We start from the raw sequence: 21,170 nt of genomic DNA, 5'->3' as shown, positions 1-21,170 counted from the left end.
TACAACAATGGCTTTTAGAAAAGACAATAAGATAAAAAGCAATTTCTCGAAGATTACCATCAGCCTGGCATCGCCCGACTGGATTCTCGAGGAATCGTGTGGCGAGGTTACCAAACCCGAGACCATCAACTATCGCACCTACAAGCCCGAGCGCGACGGCCTCTTCTGCGAGAAGATCTTCGGTCCCGTAAAGGACTATGAGTGCCACTGCGGAAAATACAAACGCATCCGCTACAAGGGCACCGTGTGCGACCACTGCGGTGTTGAGGTAACAGAGAAGAAGGTGCGCCGCGAACGCAGCGGTCACATCCTGCTCGTTGTGCCCGTTGTCCACATCTGGTACTTCCGCTCTCTCCCTAACAAGATCGGTTACCTGCTGGGTATGCCCACCAAGAAACTTGAGATGGTGATTTACTACGAGCGCTACGCTGTGGTTAACCCCGGCGGCATGAGCCTCAAGGACAACAACGGCAACGAGATCGCCCTCGCCAAGGGTGATCTCCTCACCGAGGAAGAGTATGGCCAGATCCTCGACAAGCTCCCCGCAGGCAACCACCTGCTCGACGACAAGGATCCCGCCAAGTTTGTTGCCAAGATGGGTGCCGAGGCTATCTACGACATGCTCGCCGACCTCGACCTCGACAGCCTTGCTAACTCACTGCGCGACCGTGCTTACAACGAGAACTCGCAGCAGCGCAAGACCGAGGCCCTCAAGCGCCTCCAGGTCGTAGAGTCGTTCCGCTCGTCAAAGGACATCAACAAGCCCCAGGACATGATCATCAAGGTGCTTCCCGTCATTCCTCCCGAGTTGCGTCCCCTCATCCCCCTCGATGGCGGCCGCTTCGCAACCAGCGATGTCAATGACTTGTATCGCCGCGTGATCATCCGCAACAACCGACTCAAGAAACTCATCGATATCAAGGCTCCCGAAGTGATCTTGCGCAACGAGAAGCGCATGCTCCAGGAAGCAGTTGACTCACTGCTCGACAACTCACGCAAGTCAACCGCTGTGAAGAGCGACGCTAACCGCGCACTCAAGTCACTCAGCGACAGCCTCAAGGGTAAGCAAGGACGCTTCCGTCAGAACCTGCTCGGTAAGCGTGTTGACTATTCAGCCCGTTCAGTAATCGTCGTAGGTCCCGAACTCAACATGGGTGAGTGCGGTATCCCCAAAGACATGGCAGCCGAGCTCTACAAGCCCTTCGTGATACGCAAGCTCATCGAGCGCGGCATCGTGAAGACGGTAAAGAGCGCCAAGAAGATCGTTGACCGCAAGGAACCCGTGGTGTGGGACATCCTTGAGAACGTGATGAAGGGTCATCCCGTGCTGCTCAACCGTGGGCCGACACTGCACCGCCTCGGTATCCAGGGATACCAGCCCCGCCTCATCGAGGGTAAGGCAATCCAGCTTCACCCGCTCGCATGTACAGCGTTCAACGCCGACTTCGACGGTGACCAGATGGCGGTACACTTGCCCCTGGGCAATGAGGCAGTAGTTGAGGCTCAAATGCTCATGCTCGAGCCCCACAACATCCTCAACCCCGCCAATGGTGCCCCCATCACCGTGCCCTCACAGGACATGGTACTGGGTCTCTACTACATCACCAAGCTGCGCAAGGGCGACAAGGGTGAAGGCCTCAAGTTCTACGGCCCCGAAGAGGCACTCATCGCCTACAACGAGGGCAAGGTAGCCATGCACGCCATCATTTCAGTGATGGGCGAAGTGCTTGACGAGAACGGCAACCTCACCACAAAGCTCATCGAGGAGACATCTATCGGCCGCATCATGTTCAACAACTGCGTGCCTCGCGAGATGGGTTACATCAATACCCTCATCTCAAAGAAGTCGCTCCGCAATATCATCACCGAGGTTATACGCAAGTGTGGTGTTCCACGCTCGGCAAAATTCCTCGACGATGCCAAGAACATGGGTTACTACATGGCGTTCAAGGGCGGTTTGTCATTCAACCTCCTCGACGTGCTTGTTCCTGAAGAGAAAGCACAGTTCATCAAGGAAGGTGACGAGCAGGTTGAGAACATCATGACCAACTATGCGATGGGTTTCATCACCAACAACGAGCGTTACAACCAGATCATCGATACCTGGACCAACGTCAACACTCGCCTCACCGAGTGCCTGATGAAACAGATCTCTGCCGACCAGCAGGGCTTCAACTCAGTATATATGATGCTCGACTCAGGTGCCCGTGGTAGTAAGGACCAGATCCGTCAGCTCTCTGGTATGCGTGGTCTTATGGCCAAGCCGCAGAAGTCAGGTGTCGAAGGCGGTCACCAGATCATCGAGAACCCTATCCTCGCAAACTTCAAGGAAGGCTTGAGCGTGCTCGAGTACTTCATCTCAACCCACGGTGCCCGCAAGGGTCTTGCTGATACCGCGTTGAAGACAGCCGATGCAGGTTATCTCACCCGCCGTCTCGTTGACGTGGCTCACGACGTGATCATCACCGAGTATGACTGCGGCACACTGCGTGGTCTCGTCTGCAAGGAAGTTAAGAACAACGATGACGTGGTGGCAACCCTGTCGGAGCGCATCGTGGGCCGTGTATCAGTTCACGACGTGATCGACCCCACCACAGGCGAAATCATAGTAGAATCAGGCGAAGAAATCAACGATGCAGCAGCCGAGCGCATCGAGGCATCTCCCATCGAGAGCGTCGAGATTCGCTCAGTCCTCACTTGCGAGGCACGCCGCGGTGTGTGCGCTAAGTGCTACGGACGCAACCTCGCAAGCCACCGCATGGTGCAGAAGGGCGAGGCAGTGGGCGTGATTGCAGCTCAATCAATCGGCGAGCCCGGTACACAGCTCACACTGCGTACATTCCACGTCGGTGGTGTGGCTAGCAACATCGCAGCCGTGAGCAACATGGTTTCTAAATATGATGGTCGCCTCGAGATCGAAGAGCTCCGCACCGTTAAGGACAAGGACGGCGTTGACATCGTCATCGGCCGCATGGGTGAGCTCTCAATCATCGACCCCAACACCAAGATGTCTCTCACCAACGCCAACCTTATCTATGGTTCAAAGCTCTTCTTCAAGAACGGCGACATGGTAAAGAAAGGCGACGTGATATGCGAGTGGGACCCCTTCAACGCTGTGATCATCAGCGAAGTGGGCGGTGTGCTCAAGTTCAACAACCTCGTTGAAGGCGTTACATTCCTCACCGAGACCGACGATACATCGGGCAACAGTGAGCGCATCATCATCGAGAGCAAGGACCACACCCGCATCCCCGAGGCACAGCTCTTCGACAAGAACGGCGAGCTCATCAAGACCTACTCACTCCCCGTGGGCGCACACCTCATCAAGGACGAGGGAGCCGAGCTCACTCCCGGTGAGATGTTCGTGAAGATACCTCGCACATCAAGCGGCGGCGCCGGCGATATCACCGGTGGTCTCCCCCGTGTGACCGAGCTCTTCGAGGCACGCAACCCGTCTAACCCCGCTATCGTGAGCGAAATCGACGGTGAGGTAACCTTCGGCCGCATCAAGCGCGGTAACCGCGAGATCGTGGTAACCAGCCGCATCGGTGAGGTTAAGAAATACCTCGTGCCCATGTCAAAGCAGATCCTCGTGCAGGAGAACGACTACGTGCGTGCCGGTACACCGCTCTCTGACGGTGCTATCACTCCCGCCGACATTCTCCGCATCAAGGGCCCCACAGCCGTGCAGGACTACATCGTGAACGAGGTTCAGGACGTTTACCGCTTGCAGGGTGTGAAGATCAACGACAAGCACTTCGAGGTGATCGTGCGCCAGATGATGCGCAAGGTCAACATCCTCGATCCAGGCGATACCCGCTTCCTCGAGCAAGAAATCGTGGACAAGCGCGACTTCATGGAAGAGAACGACCGCATCTGGGGCAAGAAGATCGTTGTTGACGAGGGTGCATCGACCGAGGTGCAGCGTGGCCAGATCATCACTGCACGCAAGCTCCGCGACATGAACTCTGCACTCAAACGCCGCGACCTCAAGCTCATCAAGGTGCGTGAGGCAGTGCCCGCAACCAGCGAACAGATACTCCAGGGTATCACACGCGCTGCATTGCAGACTTCAAGCTTCATGAGTGCTGCATCATTCCAGGAGACCACCAAGGTGCTCAACGAGGCAGCTATCAAGGGTAAGGTAGATTACCTCGAGGGTATGAAGGAGAACGTGATTTGCGGTCACCTCATCCCCGCTGGTACAGGTCTGCGCGAATACCAGAGCCTGCTCGTGGGCAACAAGAACGAGCTTGCTCTTGCCGGACTCATGGGCGACGAACCCCAGCTCGTGGGCGAAGAGGCTATCATCCGCTGATTATAGGGATAACCCCTGACATATAAACTGCGGCGACACTACAACAACTAGTGCCGCCGCAGTTGCTTTAATAATAACAAGAATAACGATTAAACAATGGACGATAAACAGGCTAGGAAATAGTTTTCAATAGATTTCAATAGTGTAGGAATAGTTTTCAATAGTTTTCAATAGATTTCGATAGTTTAGGAGGAGAAATAACTCTAATTTATAAAATATAATTTTCTCACGTGGAGATTTATTAGTAATTTTGCATCGCAATGGGTGCCCGGCTTGCCGGGGTAATAGGGAACCGGGTGTAATTCCCGGGCAGAAACCGCTGCTGTGAGTCCTGTGTCTCATGCGAGGCGACTTCAGCGACAACCACTGTCACCAAGTGACGGGAAGGATGCCGCAGCCACGAGGAGGACAAGCCAGAAAACCTGCCTGCTGCCACGATAATTAACTTGTGTTTCAAGGCTTTCGGTGATTTAGAGCAATGAAAAGATTTTTAGCAATCTTATTATCCCTAACAGTACTATGCCAGGCCGTGACGGCCACTGGCAGCAATGACTCTGTGCCCGAGCGACGTGTTAACAGCGTCGATTCGATGCAATATCTCGAGAATGTGATAGTCTATGGCCGCAAGCCATACGCCGAGGTGATTCCGGCACAGGTGCTCAGTGCCAAGACCCTTGAGGGTCTCAACAGCCACAGCGTTGCCGACGCCATACGCTACTTCAGCGGCGTTCAACTCAAAGACTATGGCGGCGTGGGCGGCATAAAGACCGTCGATATCCGTTCCATGGGCACCAACCACATGGGCGTGTTCTACGACGGCATACAACTGGGCAATGCGCAGAACGGCCAGATAGACCTGGGCAAGTTCTCGCTCGACAACATCGAGGAAATCTCACTCTACAACGGACAGAAAAGCGACATCTTCCAGCCTGCACGCGACTATGGCAGCGCGGGCACCATCTACCTGCGCACACGCAAGCCCAAATTCAACGACGGCAAGCGCGACAACATCAACTTCACCATGCGCACCGGTTCGTTTGACCTGGTAAACCCCAGCCTGCGATGGGAGCACAAGCTAAACCGCAGCGTGAGCTTCACGCTCAACGCGGAATACACCTATGCCTCGGGGCAGTATCACTTCCGCTACCGCAAGAAGTTCAGCGACGGCACACTGGCATGGGACACCACTGCGCTGCGACGCAACGGCGACGTGCATGCGTGGCGAGCAGAGGGAGCGGTGTTCGGTGCTATCCCCGACGGCAAGTGGAACGCCAAGTTCTACTACTACGACAGCGAGCGCGGCATCCCCGGTGCCATCGTCAACAACGTGTGGAAAAACTCGCAGCGGCAGTGGGACCGCAACTTCTTCACACAGGGAGGCTGGCAGAAGAAAGTGAGTGAGCGCTATGAGGCAATGGTCAATGCCAAGTATGCCCGCGACTACATGCACTATGTCAACCCCGACACCACGCTCATGCTCATCGACAACAAGTTCTGGCAAGACGAGATATACGTTTCCAGCGCCAACAAGTTCACCATCGTGCGCGACTGGGACGTGAACTTGAGCCTCGACTACAAGTGGAACTACCTCAACTCCACGCTCGTGAACTTCTCCTATCCCACCCGCCACACCGGCCTCGCGGCCCTAGCCACGGCCTACACTCTGGGCGGCTTCAAGGCACAGGCAAGCCTGCTCTACACCATGGTCAACGACCTGCATGAGTCGCGCAATGCCGGACAGACGATTGCTCACCACAGCCAGTGGATGCACAAGTTCACCCCCGCGGCATTCTTCAGCTATGCCCCCTGGGTGCAGCACGACCTCAACTTCAGGGCGTTCTACAAGCGCATCTTCCGCATGCCCACATTCAACGACCTGTATTACACCGACATAGGCAACGCGTCGCTCAAGCCCGAGTATGTAGATCAGTACAACCTGGGCTTCCAGTACCAGCTCATGCCCGAAGAAGGCATCTTCGCTGGTTTCAAGATCAGTGCCGACGCCTACTATAACCACGTGACCGACAAAATTATAGCCGTACCCAAGGGTACTGGCCAATATCGATGGATGATGATGAACATAGGCAAGGTGAAGATACGCGGCGTGGATGTGACCGCCCGCACCAGCTTGCGCCCCCTGCGCGACGTGCGCCTTGACCTCAACCTCAACTACACCTACCAGCGCGCACAGGACTACAGCAAGCCCGACGACTATGGCGACGGCGGCACCTACAAGGGGCAGATTGCCTACATACCCTGGCACAGCGGCAGCGCCGTGTTCCACGCCTCGTGGCGCGACGTGGTGGAGCTCAACTACAGTTTCATCTACGTGGGCGAGCGCTACCACACCAGCAGCAACATCCCCGCCAACCACGAGCAGCCGTGGTACACCCACGACATCTCGGCCCACTACACCTTCGGGGTGGGCAAGACACGCATCAAGGTCACTGGCGAGGTCAACAACCTCTTCAACCAGTACTACGACGTGATACAGAACTACCCCATGCCGGGTCGCAACTTCAAGATTATCCTCAAATTCGACATATAAATGAAACGACTCACATACACGATATTAGCAATCGTGGCGCTGATTGCCACAAGCTGCCGCAACGAGGACATCATCTTCATTCCCGAGGAGGTGGAGGTGGCTCGCCCCGAGTTCACCAGCGTGCAGGGGTTCTATGTCTTGAACGAGGGCAACAGGGGCAACAACAAAGCCACGCTCGACTTCTATGACTACACCACGGGCGTTTACACCCGCAACTGCTATGCCAAGGCCAACCCCGACGTGCCCAAGGAGATGGGCGACGTGGGCAACGACCTGGGCATCTACGGCACACGCCTTTATGCCGTGATAAACTGCTCTAACAAGATTGAGGTCATGGACAAGAATACCCTGAAGCGACTGGGGCAAATCGAGATCCCCAACTGCCGCTTCATCAAGTTCCACAAGGGGTATGCCTACGTCACCAGCTATGCCGGCCCCGTAATCCTCGACCCCAACTATGAACAACTGGGATATGTCGCCAAGGTCGATACAGCAACACTCGAGGTGGTGGATAAATGCCTCGTGGGATTCCAGCCCGACGAACTGGAAATTGTTGAGGACAAGATATATGTCGCCAACTCAGGCGGATATCGGTTCCCAAACTATGAAAACACCATCTCTGTTATCGACATAGCCACATTCAAGGAGGTTGAGCGCATACCCATCGCCATTAACCTCCTGTCAGTGAAAAGCGACCGACATGGCGTCCTGTGGATTATCTCAAGAGGTAACTATTATGACATACCCAGCAACATCTACGCCTACGACACGCGCAAGCACCGCATTGTCAAGAAAATGGATATTCCCGCCAGCGCATGCTGGATGGACGGCGATTCGCTGTATGTGGTTAGCACCCAGTGGAGTTACGTCACAATGAGCAACGAAGTGTCTTACGCCATCATCAACACCGAGACACAACAAATTGTGACGCGTAACTTTATCACCGACGGCACCGACAAGCTGATACAAATCCCCTACGGCATCGCTGTGAACCCCATCACCAAGGATATATTCGTGACCGACGCCAAGGACTATATTTCACCCGGTAGGCTCTACTGCTTCGGCAAGGACGGCGTGCTCAAATGGGACGTGCGCACAGGCGACATTCCGGGCCACTTCGTCTTCCTGGGCGATACCAAAACAGAATAAAATTAACAATCTAGATTTTCTAGCCACAAAACAAAATAACAATGAAAAAAATCATCATCGCGCTATCGCTGGTTATCTCGCTGTGTGCCAGCGCAGAGAACAAGCGCTATATCACCGAGATACACGACTTCCTGCCAGCACCGGGACAGTTCACCAACATGATGCCCGTCACCAAGGCCGATATGACCAAGGCCGACGTGCTCAAAGCCGTTGCCAACAGCATCTGCGGCTACTATGACGAGGAGGACGAGGAAGAAGTCATCGCCCAGAGCATGATTTCGCTAGGCAGCTATGGCGGTTACGTGATTTTCTCGTTTGACCACCCGCTGGTCAACGTCAAGGGCGAGTATGACATGCAGATCTTCGGCAACGCCTACCAAGCCAATCAAAGCAGCAATAGCGGCGGTAGCAGTGAGCCTGGTATCGTAATGGTTGCCAACGACTTGAACGGTCCTTGGTATGAATTGGCCGGCAGCGAGTATCACAATCCCCGCACTCAACACGACTTCAAGATCACGTACTACAAGCCTGCGCCCGACCACGTTGCTACACCCGACCCAAAAAACAAGGCGATTGTCGATACGAGCTACGTGGCGTGGACCTGCAACAGCGTTGACAGCCTCACCACAGGCCATGTCTATAAGAACTCATTCCACGCCCAGAGCTACTGGCCCGAGTGGTATGAGGGCGACGAAATCACCTTCGAGGGCAGCAAACTGCGTTGCAATGCCGCCGACGAAAGTGGACAGGGAACCTACTGGGTGCAGTATTTCTATGACTGGGGATATGTGGATAACCGCCCTGACTACAGGTATAACGGCACCGAGCCGCAAGCCGGTCAGAACCTTGGTTTCAAGCTCGACTGGGCTGTTGACAGCGAGGGTAACCACGTGGACATCAAGCAGGTGAAGTACATCAAGGTGTATAACGGCGTGTTGCAGCAATGCGGCTGGCTGGGCGAGACATCGACCGAGGTGGGTGGTGCCATCGACCTGCACCCCGACGCTGTGCCAGAGCCAGATCGTATCACCGGCGACGTTAATGGCGACGGATCAGTAGATATCACCGACGCTAACGCTATAATCAATGCCATCCTCACAACCAAAAACCTCCCCGAAGCCGACGTCAACAACGATGGCGCAATAGACATCACCGACGTCAATGCACTCCTCAATATCATTCTCAACGGGAAATAACCGTCCGCTATGAAGAAAATAAGTGATGGCGAATGTGGTTTTGGCTATCGCCAATACTGAAATGATAGTCGGGATTGTGTGTCTTGAAGCAAGCTTCTGCCCCACAATCCCGACTATCATTTCAAGCGGTCTGCGACCACCACATTCGCCATCACAAAATGGGGCTTCGCCCAAAATCACGCTCGCTATTCGCGAGCAAAATAGAATACTAGATGCTTGATGCTAAATATTAAACATAAAATACCATACATTAAATATCAATCACTAATTATTTAATATCTATTACTGAAACACTTGATGTTTTGCTAGTCTAAATTAATTATTGATATGGAATATTCTCATTTACCTGTTGAAAATGGCTTGCGCGACGAGTTGCGCCGCTATGTTTTTGATATTATCTCGTGCATGCATGAAGTTCACAACGATTTGGGCAATGGATTACCTGAATATGTTTATCAAGAGGCTTTGTGCGTGGAACTAAATTCACATGGAATTAAGTATAAGCGCGAAATAAACATCACCCTGTGTATAAAGGGGTAACATTAAGATGTGAGTTAAGAATGGATATTGTCGTTGAGATGCCGCGTGGTAATGTTATTATTGAGTGCAAAGCAATCTCTGAATTGACCTCTCGCGAACGCTCACAAACATTTGGCTATTTGCGTGGAACTGGATACCCTATTGCCATTCTCGTAAACTTTGGAACTAATCCCAAGGCGCAAATAGAACGATATTATTATAAAAATGGAGTGGTTAAGGCGTTCTAAATAAAGCACCACGAACATTATTTAGCGACAACATAACTCAATTTTAGCATGTGGAACCATTTGAATCTCATTAATTTACTCCGATTAGCGTCCTGCTGGACGCATTTTTGCGAGTTAACCACACCCCCACCGCCACTACGAATGTTGGCAAAGGTTCGCTATCCGCGGCACCGGCTTCGCCGACTTACCGCTGCTCACTTTGCCGAGCTCGCTTCGCTCGGTTCGGCTGTGGGGATTATTCAGATATTGTCCTACTGGACAATAAATTAGCATCATTTATATAAAAGCTAAAGTTGAATAACTCAAGATGCAGGAAAGAGTATTCTATTTTGCTCGCGGAAAGCGAGCTTGATTTTGGGCGAAGCCTTATTTTGTGATGGCGAATGTGGGGGCGGGCGTAGGCCGACCGAAATGATAGTTGGGACTGTGGGGCTGAAGCTTGCTTCACGACACACAATCCCAACTATCATTTCATTTTTTGGCGAAAGCCAAAAAACAACATTCGCCATCACTCATTTTCTTAATAAAAGACGGTCATCGTCATCGTAGCGAAGCGTATCGTCATCGTTCTTCTTCGTTCTTGGTGGTTCCTCGCACTACTAGGCGAGTCTTGACGATGCGTTTCTCGGCGCGGTTGCGGTCTATCTCGCCCTCGACGATACCCACTAGAATATTCACCGCCTCACGCCCCACGTCGATACCGCGCTGCTCCACAGTGGTGAGCTGAGGGTCGCACGCCAGCGCGCGCTCGCCATTAGTGAAACCGCATATCGAGATTTCCTCGGGCACGCTAAATCCCATGTGTTTAGCCACATATAGAATACCTATCGCCGTGTCGTCGTTGACGGCGAAGAACGCGTCGGGACGATTTTTCATCTTCAACATCTGCGGAGTGATGCGCTCGGCCTCGGCACGCGTGTCGCACATCTTCACCAGGTCCTCATCGAGCGTGAGCCCATGCTTGTAGAGGGCGTCCTTGTAGCCGCTGAATCGGTTCTTGCCTATCTCCATGTTGTGCGATGTGCCATAGTAGGCGATGCGCTTGCACCCGTGCTCTATGAGGTAAGACACCGCCTTGAGCGAGCCCATGTAGTCGTCCACCACCACGCGGCTGGCATTAAGCACAGGGCAAATGCGGTCGTAGAACACCAGCGGAACTCCCTCTTTTTCAAGTTTCTGGAAGTGGTCGTAGGTCACAGTATCCTTGGCTTGCGACACGATGATGCCGCACACCTTATTGTGGTAAAAAGACTCGCAGATGCGCACTTCGCGTTCATATTGTTCCTTGCTCTGCGCCACCAGGATGCGGTAACCAAGTTCCTGCGCACGTTCCTCGATGCCCGAGAGCACGGTTGAGAAATAGTAATGCACAAATTCAGGAATAATCACACCGATGGTTTTCACCGGCCCCTTGCGGCTGTTGCGCAGCTGCTCGGCGATGACATTAGGATAATAGTTGTGCTCGCGGGCAAACTTCTGTATAGCCTCACGCCTCGACTTGCTGATGCTGGGACTATCCTTCAATGAACGCGACACGGTAGCCACGCTCACGCCTAGCATGCGGGCTATATCCTTCATGGTTAATACATGCGGTTCGTCCATAGTTAACGGGTTATTGTCATTAGTTATGACGCAAAAGTAAGCAAAAAAAACGATTGGTGCAAACGATTGCACACAATTCATAAAAATTTTAACACATAATATATATGTAATATGTCAATCAAATGATTATCTTTGCATACTAAAGTTATTTTGCACTTACAGTGGATTGTTGGCCAGAAAACCAAACCAACCCTGCACTTACATAAACGTAAACGACAACTAAAAAAAACTTAAATTAAATAAATTATTAACTAAAACAAAATCAAAAGATGAAGCAGGAAACCTTTAAAATTCCCGCACGCCTTTTGGCCCTGGTGATGGGACTTCTCCTGTCTATTGGCGCATACGCACAGATCACTGTGAATGGTGTAGTCAAGGACAATACAGGTGAGCCCGTTATCGGTGCTTCGGTGCGCGTTGTGGGTACACAAACAGGAACTGTTACCGACTTTGACGGTAATTTCACACTCAACAATGTGAAGCAAGGAGCAAAGTTGCAAATCACTTCTATCGGCTACCAGGCTCAGGAAGTTGCTGCGGCTCCCCAACTCGAGATTGTCATGGCAGATGACGCTCAGGTGCTCGACAACCTGGTCGTGATCGGTTATGGCGTTGTAAAGAAAAGCGACCTCACCGGTAGTGTCACTGCCCTCAAGCCCGACACCAAGAACAAGGGTGTCACCGTGAGTGCTCAGGACATGCTCGCTGGTAAGGTTGCCGGTATGAGCGTCACAAGCGGTGGCGGTACCCCTGGTGGTGCAGCAACCATCCGTATTCGTGGCGGTAGCTCACTCAACGCAAGCAACGACCCCCTCATCGTGGTGGACGGTGTGCCCCTGGACAACGGTGGCGTTAAGGGTTTCCCCAACGGTCTTGCAATGATCAACCCCAATGATATCGAGAGCTTCAACGTCTTGAAGGACGCATCGGCAGCCGCTATCTATGGTAGCCGCGGTTCTAACGGTGTCATCATCATCACTACCAAGAAGGGTAAACGCGGCCAGAAGCCCAGTGTTTCTTACAACGGCAGCTTCACCGTGAACACCAACAAGAAGACCCTCGAGCTCATGGACGGCGACATGTATCGCGCATTCGTTAAGGAGCTCTACAAGGGACACGCTAAGGAGGAAGATGCTCTTGCTGCTCTGGGCACAGCCAACACCGACTGGCAGGACGAAATCTACCGCACAGCTCTGAGCCACGACCACAACATCACTGTTGCCGGCTCGGCAGGTAGCATTCTCCCCTACCGCCTCTCGCTGGGTTACACCGGCCAGGACGGTATCCTCAAGACTTCAAGCTTCAAGCGCTACACCGTGGCTGCTAACCTCAACCCCTCATTGCTCAACGACCACTTGACAATGAACTTGAACGCTAAGTACATGTATGGTAAGAACCGTTATGCCGACGGTGGCGCCATCGGTAACGCAGTGCGCATGGATCCCACCCAGCCCGTCAAGGCTCCCGGATTTGAGAACTTCGGTGGCTACTATGAGTGGCTCGCTGGTAACTCAGCTATGGGCGACGCTAACTGGCCCACAATCACCAACACCAACGCTCCCCGCAACCCCGTTGCAATCCTCGACCTGAAGAACGACCGCGCTAACAGCCACTCGTTCACTGGTAGTGCCGACATCGACTACAAGATCCACGGCTTTGAGGACCTGCGCCTCCACCTCACTCTGGGTGGTGACTTTAGCGGTGGTAAGCAGACCACTACAGTTGACCCCGCGAGCCCCAACGCTTGCTACTGGGGCAGCACTGGCTGGTCAGACCAGGTTAAGGAAAACCTCACTCTGAGCACCTACGCTCAATACTACAAGGACTTCACCGATAATCACCACTTCGACATCATGGGTGGTTACGAGTGGCAGCACTTCTGGCGCAAGGAGAACAGCGAGTACAGCAACTTCTATCCTATGAACTCTGCACTCACCGAAACAGACGAGAAGGGCAATGTCAAACCTCTTGCAGGACAGCTCCACACCCTGACACTCCAGAACAACGGTCTCGGCTATCGCACAGAGAGCTATCTCGTTTCGTTCTTCGGTCGTTTGAACTATTCTTACGCTAGCAAGTACTTCCTCACATTCACCATGCGTGCCGACGGTAGCTCTAAGTTCAACTGGCTCAGCGGTGCTCCCAACACACAGTGGGGTTACTTCCCCTCAACCGCTCTTGCATGGAACATCAAGAAGGAAGACTTCCTCAAGGACACTGAAGCCCTGAGCGACCTCAAGCTCCGCCTCGGTTGGGGTAAGACCGGTCAGCAGGAAGGCATCGGCGACTATGGCTACTATGCTAACTATTCTATGAGCACCGGCGTTGTGGGTAGCTTCTATGACCTCCTGGGTGACGGTACGCTCGCTCGTCCCAACGCTTACAACCCCAGCCTCAAGTGGGAGACTACTACCACTACCAACGTGGGCTTCGACTATGGTTTCATGAACAACCGCATCACCGGTACAATCGACTGGTACTACAAGAAGACTACCGACCTGATCAACTATGCTGCAGTAGCTGCAATGAGCAACTTCCGCAACCAGGTGAACCAGAACATCGGTTCTCTCAAGAACACCGGTATTGAGTTCACTATCAACTACAAGGCTATCCAGACTGATGACATCAGCTTGAACCTGGGTTACAACTTCACTTACAACAAGAACGAGATCACCGAGCTCATCGACAACGATCCCGACTACTTCGTTCCCACAGGCGGCATCAGCAGCGGTACAGGCGTTAACTGCCAGGCACATGCTGTGGGTCACCCCGCAAGCTCATTCTACGTGTTCCAGCAGGTTTACGACGAGAAGGGCATGCCCATCGAGGGTATGTTTGTTGACCGCAACGCCGATGGTGTGATCAGCGACAAGGACAAGTACTTCTATAAGAGCCCCATGGCTCCCGTTTCAATGGGCTTCAACGCACGCCTCGACTATAAGAACTGGGACTTCGGTTTCAACATGCGTGCTAACCTGGGCAACTACGTGTTCAACGACACAGAGTGCGGTTTCCGCAACGTGGGTCCCGCTTCTATCCTTGAGAGTGTGAGCGGTAACTACCTCAACAACCGTCTCTCAAGCGCCATCAACTATGGCTGGCAGACTTATGACACTTATTCAACACTGAGCGACCGCTGGGTACAGAACGGTTCATTCCTCAAGATGGACAACATCACCCTGGGTTACAGCTTCAACAACCTCTTCAAGGGCAACAGCTACGAGGGTGTAGGCGGCCGTGTTTACGCTACAGTTAATAATGTGTTCTGCATCACTAAGTACAAAGGTATCGATCCCGAGGTATTCGGTGGCATCGACAACAACCTTTATCCTCGTCCCTTCTCATTCATCGTGGGTCTGAGTCTCAATTTCTAATTCAATAAAGAAACAAGAACAATGAACAAGATTTTAAAATATATCGTTCCCGTGGCAGCCATGCTGCTGTCAACAGGACTTACATCTTGCCTCAACGACCTGCACGTGACTCCCATCGATCCCTCAGTGCAGACCGAGGTAGAACCCGAACAGTTGTTCAACAAGTGCTACGCCAACTTTGCACTCGCTGGTAACGGTGGTGCCGACGGCGACTGCGACGTTGATGGTATCGACGGTGGTACATCTGGCCTCTATCGTCAGTACTGGAATAGCCAGGAGCTCACAACCGACGAGGCAATCTGCGGTTGGGGCGACGAGGGTGTGCCCACCTACTGCTACAACACCTACGACGCATCTCACCCCATGCTGCGCGGTTACTACTATCGCCTGTGCGTGGGTATCTCTTACTGCAACCAGTATCTCATGGTGTTTAACGACTATAATGCAACAATGAGTGCCGAGGTGCGCTTCTTGCGTGCATTCCAGATGTATCTGCTCATGGACGCATTTGGCAACGTTCCTTTCACCACCACTATCTCTAGCGAAGCTCCCCAGCAGAAGAAACGCGCTGAGTTGTTTAGCTACATCGAGAGCGAGCTCCGCGCTATCCTTGGCGAGATTGAGACCGACAATAAACAGGTGCTTGAGGATGATATGTATCACAAGAGCGGTGATCCACGCTACGGCCGTGTTGACAAGGCTGCTGCTTGGCTGCTCCTCGCTCGCCTCTACCTCAATGCTGAGGTTTACACTGGCACTCCCCAGTGGAAGAAGGCCCAGGATTATGCACAATTGGTTAAGGATTCTCATTACAATCTCAACTTAGATGGTTCTTCTAAGGAAGTTACTATCACCGAGCCGGGTACCGAAAACTCATTCACTGAAATTTGGGAGTTCACTGCTTACCAGATGCTTTTCATGGGCGACAACGACCACACCAGTGCTGCCGAGGAGGCAATCTTCCCCCTCATCAGCGACGGTAAGCGCACCACTTCTTGGGGTGTATCTCTGTTCCTCATCGCTTCTACTCACGATGGTGACATGCGCGACCTTCCCTACGACAGTTTCTTCGAGGATGACGCTAAGCGTGCCGTTAACGGTGTGAGCGGTCAGGCTTGGGGTGGTAACCGTGCTCGTCCCGACCTCGTGCGCAAGTTCTTCCCCATGGATGACGCTCCCGAGGGTCTCTATGCTTATGAGACCTTCTCAGCTGCTATGGACGACCGCGCGCTCTTCGACACAAGAGGACGCTCGTTCAACATCGAGGATCCCGGCACATTCAAGCAGGGCTATGCAGTTGCTAAGTTCAACAACCTCACTACCGACGGTAGCACAACCAAGGACGCAACTCACCCCGACATGGACGTATTCCTGATGCGTAAGGCTGAGGCTTACCTTATCCTTGCTGAGGCTTATGCTCGCCAGAATGAGATGGGACTCGCTCTCGAAAACATAAACATCCTCCGCAATCGCGCTCACGCACGCCCGTTGACAAAGATCAACTCTCTTGACGATATCCTCGACGAGTGGTCTCGCGAGTTCTACTTCGAGGGTCACCGCCGCACCGACCTCATCCGCTTCGGCAAGTTCGGTGGCAACAGCGACTACATCTGGCAGTGGAAGGGTGGCGAGTACAACGGCCGCAACTTCGAGGCATTCCGCAACATCTTTGCGATTCCCTCAAGTGACATCATTGCCAACAAGAACCTCCACCAGAACGACGGTTACAAATAATTAAGGTGTAATTCTATTATTTGAGATTTTAGTAATATGAAAAAATATATTAAGTCAACATTACTGATGCTGTGCGGCCTCGCACTGTTCACAGCATGTAGCGATGACAATGGGTCGAACCCCACCCTCACTGAACCTAGCGTGTTTGTGCTCAACACACCCGCTAATCAGGACAATCTGGTGGACCTGGCTCACTCGTCAACTATCACGCTCACTTGCAGCCAGCCCAACTATGGCTTCCCCGCTGCAACTACCTACAACGTGTGGGTGGGAACCGAAGCCGACATGAGCGACAAGGTTTTCATGGAGATCAACTCTAAGTCTCCCACACTCGAGCTCGACGCTGCCACACTGGCAAGCACCCTCACCGATATCATGGTGTGGCGCGGCAAGACTGAGGAAGACTTCCCCATGACAATTCCCGTTTACTTCCAGGCCGAGGCAGTGATGACCAAGACCACTGGCGACGCTGTTGAAACTACACGCATCCTGAGTAACATCGTTTCATTCAAGCAAGTTGCTCTTGAATTCTCATTGCCACCAGTTACTGCTCCTGAGACCCTCTATGTTGTGGGTAACTTCTGCGGTTGGAACTGGGATAACTGCGTATCAATGGCTCAGACCTACGGCGAGACCGATAAGCTGTGGCACCTTGTTTACATCGATGGCAGCGGTATCAAGTTCAATACTAATACTGCTTGGGATGGTGGCGAGGTTGGCTTCGCAGGCATCACTATTGATCCTGAGAGCGAACTCGGCGACGAGATCATCGACGGCGACGGCAACATCGCATCAAGCAAGCCCGGCTGGTACCTGATGATCGTTAAGTGCAACATTGAAGGCCGTGACATCAAGTACACCGTAACCTTCAACAAGCCCGAGGTATGGCTGATGGGTACAATCACTCCCAAGGCTGACTGGAGCGAGAAGGAAGAAGGCTGTATGTTCACTGTTCCCACAACTGCCGACGGCGAATTCGTATCACCCGAATTTGCTAACGATGTAGCTGGCGACGGCGGTGCACGTGCTTACGTTAAGATTCCCGGCCACGACTGGTGGCAGAGCGAGTTCATCGTGGGCCTCGACGGCGACAAGATTTCTTATCGTGGAGCTGGCGACGACCAAGAGCGCGTTGACGGTAAGGCTGGTCAGAAGTTCTATCTCAACTTCACTAAGGACACAGGCCGCATTGAGTAATAACTAATATCTCGACCTGCACCGGGGTCGCAACAGTGGCCCCGATGCAGCGAGAGAATTAAAACGATACAATTTACTTATGAAAAAATTTGCATCATTTTTATCAATAGCATTGGTAGCCGGTCTCCTCTCATCTTGTACTGAGGACTTCAAGGACTGGGCATCGCCTATGGGTAACGATCCCGAGGCTCCCTACGAGGTAGTTTTCACAGCTGCCAGTGTACCCGCTGTTGACTTCAACGTAACCCCCGAAACAGGTACGTTAATTCCCGTTTTCGTTCCCACAGTTAAAGCTAATGTAGAGAATGCAACTACTATCTTCAACTGCGAATTCCACAATGCCGACAAGACTAAGTCGGTTAAGGTTCCCGTTAACGCATTTGGCGAGGCCTTTGACGACATGGTTCAAAGCGCAGTAATTAAGCTTTACGGCACAGCAAGCGAGCAGCGCGTTGTTCCCATGACCATCACTGCCTACACTTCTTGCAACGGCCAGGCTGTTGTTAACAAGGTTGAGACTTGTACCTTCACTGTAACTACTGCTCCCGTACCCGTACCCGAGGTATGGTACATCAGCGGTAACTGCGTGGGTAACGGAACTGGTAGCCATCTCGCATCGTCATGCGTGGCTATGTTCCCCAACCCCGTTAACTACGAGGAACTTATCTTTGCTTGCAAGCTCGACAAAGCTTCTACATTCTGGATTTACAAGAAAGAGGGTAGCCGCTATCCCGTAATCGGCACAAGCAAGGACGACGGTACTATCACCAGCGCCGACGATGCTACCGCTAAGGCTAACATCAACCCCTTCAAGCCTGAGCTTGACGAGGGTTACTACAAGATTGTCTTCAACGTTAAGACCCTCACAATCTCTTATGAGAAGCTCGATGTTGCCGGCGACGTTTACACAGCAATGTCAATGCCCGGTTCATGGCAGGCTACCGCTTGGACTCCCAGCGAGGACCTGATGAATCCCGAAACCACTAACGCAACTCTCGAGAACCACGACTGGAGCTCTACAGTGACATTCGCAACCGATTGCGAGTTCAAGTTCTGTGCTAACGGTGCTTGGGGCAACGACTGGGGTTCAGCATCATTCCCCCTGGGCACTTGCGTAGGTGGTGACAACATCAAGGGTACCGCTGGTACTTACAAGGTTTACTTCAACGACCTTCTCAAGTCATTCTACTTCGAGGCTGTTGAGGAGTAATCCATTAGACTAACAAAACAATTATGAGGTTGGCCGGAACCATTAATCCGGCTTCGGCCAACCCCAACAATTGAACGTTCAATTATAAACCTATTAAAAAACAAAAACTATGAAGAAATTTTTCGCTTCAATGTGCTTAGCTGCTGCAACTATCTTCGGTATGCAGGCTGCTAATGTTTACATTTTGGGTAACTGCGGTGCAGGTACCGGCTGGGATCCCGCTAATCCCGTAGAGATGCAGACAGAGGATGGCAACATCTTTACTTACACTAACGACTTCGAGGCAAGCTCTTACTTCAGCTTCACAACTGAGAAGGGTGCTTCTTCAAGCGACTGGGACGGCATTGCAAACTTCCGTATTGCTGCTCCCTGGAACAACTATGCTATCAACGCTACCAACTTCGACCAGGAAATCGCTTGCAACGAGATGGGTATCGACGTTAACAACGCATTCCTTATCGAATCAGAAGGTAACTACACCCTCACTTTCAACCTCGAGGATCTCACACTCGTAGTTCACCCCAACAGCAAAATTGTTCCCGAAGAGATCGTTCCCGACGGCCTCTACATCATGGGTACAGTAAACGGTCAGAACTGGAACACCAACGAGGGTACCAAGATGACTACTGCTGACAACGTAGTTTACAAGGCTAACATCGAAATCGCTGACAGCGCTGCTAACTTCAGCTTCACTAAGGCTCTCTCTAAGACTGCTTCTAACTGGGCTGGTATCGCCCAGTATCGTTTCGGTGCGCTCTACAACCAGTACAGCGTAACTGAGGAGCTCGGCGAGGCTATCGCACTCGGCGACGAGGGTACAGACTACAGCTTCGAGCTCGCACAGGGCTTCTACGAGGTAACTGTTGACCTCAACGCTCGCACTATGACCGTTGTTTCAACCGATGAGCCCGAGCAGGCTTACTACATGATTGGTTCAGTTTGCGACTGGAATCCCGCTGCTCCCGTTGAGCTCGTTAAGGACGGTGACAACTACACTTGCGAGTTCGAATTCACTGGCGACAACTACTTCATCTTCTCAGGCGCTAAGGGTTCTTGGGACAAGGTGAACGCATTCCGTTTCGGTCCCCTCGAGGCTAACGAGGACGTAACTGAAGGCGTTGAGACTGCTACTCAGCTCTCAACTAACGGCGACGCTTCTTACAAGATGGTTTGCGACGGCAAGTACGTTGTAACTTTCAACCCCACAGCTCTTACCTTCACAGTCAAGGCTGCTGCTGGTCCCGAACCCGAACCCATTAAGGGCGACATCAACAATGACGGTACTGTTGACATCACCGATGCTAACATCCTCTTCAACATCGTTCTCGGCATGGATGATGCAACTCTGTATCCCCACGCTGACGTAACTGGTGACGGCACTGTTGACATTTCAGATGCTAACGCAGTTATCAACATCATCCTTGGTGCAAAGTAATTTAGCACACCACAACACTTAAATATCTGCAGCCTCCGCACGGGGGCTGCAGTTTTTTTTCTAGACTATCTAGAGGCTCTAGAATATCGTAACTATTCACCAATGGAACTCCCCGCGCGGATCTCACTGATAACACTGATTTTTTTCATTGAAAATATATATATTGTGGATTTTTAGACCTCAGGGAGGTCGTAACTTTGGGTAACCGCTGGTCGCAGACCTGCGGGCTGCCGGTGGGGGGGTGTGAAGTGTAACAAAATCGCGGTTGAAGACCGCTACCTTGAACCCAGAAAGTCCATTAGAACAAATGAAAATATTTTGCTTCTCATTGGCGTGATTTGCACTATCTTTCGTTCATATATGAACCCATATACTCGCTCAATATAGCACAAATCCTGACACAATGATAATCTAAAATCTTGTTCTTGCCCTAATGGACTTTCTGGGTTCAAGGTTGCGGTCTTCAACCGCGGTACAGTGTATCGCGTTTACCCTGCCCTGCCTTCGCTTGCGCTCAGTTAGGACAGGGTTATGTGCAGAACTACGTTCTGCGTGTCGGCTTTCAGCCTCTCATTACAAAATCATGTGAGATCCCCGCGCGGATAAAAATCTATTGTAGTATAGTTACAACAGATTGCTC

General features: G+C 52.2%; 10 protein-coding genes, 1 pseudogene and 1 riboswitch. Of the genes and pseudogenes, 10 read left to right on the top strand and 1 reads right to left on the bottom strand.

The genetic code is table 11. The annotated features are described in order from the left end of the window. The first annotated feature begins 7 nt into the window (after window positions 1-7). From rpoC to ACKI3C_RS00615, 5 genes and pseudogenes are all read left to right on the top strand, one after another. Window positions 8-4,318, top strand: a complete 4,311-nt coding sequence (gene rpoC / locus ACKI3C_RS00635) for a DNA-directed RNA polymerase subunit beta' (RefSeq protein ID WP_407401071.1) — start codon at window positions 8-10, stop codon at window positions 4,316-4,318. A 245-nt stretch (window positions 4,319-4,563) separates the two neighbouring features. Further along, window positions 4,564-4,763: riboswitch (cobalamin riboswitch) on the top strand. 33 nt (window positions 4,764-4,796) lie between these two features. Beyond that, window positions 4,797-6,866: a TonB-dependent receptor gene (locus ACKI3C_RS00630; RefSeq protein WP_407401070.1), complete on the top strand. Its 2,070-nt coding sequence runs from the start codon at window positions 4,797-4,799 to the stop codon at window positions 6,864-6,866. Continuing rightward, the gene (locus ACKI3C_RS00625) at window positions 6,867-8,015 is read left to right on the top strand and encodes a YncE family protein (RefSeq protein WP_407401069.1); all 1,149 of its coding nucleotides are present in this window, start codon (window positions 6,867-6,869) and stop codon (window positions 8,013-8,015) included. Window positions 8,016-8,056: 41 nt separating this feature from the next. Continuing rightward, window positions 8,057-9,211 carry a dockerin type I repeat-containing protein gene (locus ACKI3C_RS00620; RefSeq protein WP_407401068.1) on the top strand — a complete coding sequence of 385 codons (1,155 nt, stop codon included), beginning with the start codon at window positions 8,057-8,059 and terminating at the stop codon, window positions 9,209-9,211. Window positions 9,212-9,538: 327 nt separating this feature from the next. Further along, window positions 9,539-9,978, top strand: a pseudogene (locus tag ACKI3C_RS00615) (GxxExxY protein). A gap of 561 nt (window positions 9,979-10,539) precedes the next feature. Here ACKI3C_RS00615 and ACKI3C_RS00610 read toward each other — a convergent pair. Then, window positions 10,540-11,580, bottom strand: a complete 1,041-nt coding sequence (locus ACKI3C_RS00610) for a LacI family DNA-binding transcriptional regulator (protein WP_407401067.1) — start codon at window positions 11,578-11,580, stop codon at window positions 10,540-10,542. A gap of 269 nt (window positions 11,581-11,849) precedes the next feature. Here ACKI3C_RS00610 and ACKI3C_RS00605 point away from each other — a divergent pair, with 269 nt between their 5' ends. From ACKI3C_RS00605 to ACKI3C_RS00585, 5 genes are all read left to right on the top strand, one after another. Continuing rightward, window positions 11,850-14,954 (top strand): SusC/RagA family TonB-linked outer membrane protein, encoded by a 3,105-nt coding sequence (locus ACKI3C_RS00605; RefSeq protein WP_407401066.1) that lies wholly within the window; start codon window positions 11,850-11,852, stop codon window positions 14,952-14,954. Window positions 14,955-14,975: 21 nt separating this feature from the next. Then, a complete protein-coding gene (locus ACKI3C_RS00600; RefSeq protein WP_407401065.1) occupies window positions 14,976-16,688 on the top strand; it encodes a RagB/SusD family nutrient uptake outer membrane protein in 1,713 nt (570 codons plus the stop codon). Window positions 16,689-16,724: 36 nt separating this feature from the next. Continuing rightward, window positions 16,725-17,885: a SusF/SusE family outer membrane protein gene (locus ACKI3C_RS00595; RefSeq protein ID WP_407401064.1), complete on the top strand. Its 1,161-nt coding sequence runs from the start codon at window positions 16,725-16,727 to the stop codon at window positions 17,883-17,885. A 79-nt stretch (window positions 17,886-17,964) separates the two neighbouring features. Continuing rightward, the gene (locus ACKI3C_RS00590) at window positions 17,965-19,095 is read left to right on the top strand and encodes a hypothetical protein (protein WP_407401063.1); all 1,131 of its coding nucleotides are present in this window, start codon (window positions 17,965-17,967) and stop codon (window positions 19,093-19,095) included. Window positions 19,096-19,204: 109 nt separating this feature from the next. After that, window positions 19,205-20,530, top strand: coding sequence for a dockerin type I domain-containing protein (locus ACKI3C_RS00585; protein WP_407401062.1), 1,326 nt, complete (start codon window positions 19,205-19,207; stop codon window positions 20,528-20,530). Window positions 20,531-21,170 lie beyond the last annotated feature (640 nt).

The organism is Sodaliphilus sp. (genome assembly GCF_045598405.1).
Classification (GTDB): domain Bacteria; phylum Bacteroidota; class Bacteroidia; order Bacteroidales; family Muribaculaceae; genus Sodaliphilus; species Sodaliphilus limicaballi.
The sequence above is the reverse complement of the archived record's forward strand: the minus strand, read 5'-3'. Positions and strand labels throughout refer to the sequence as shown.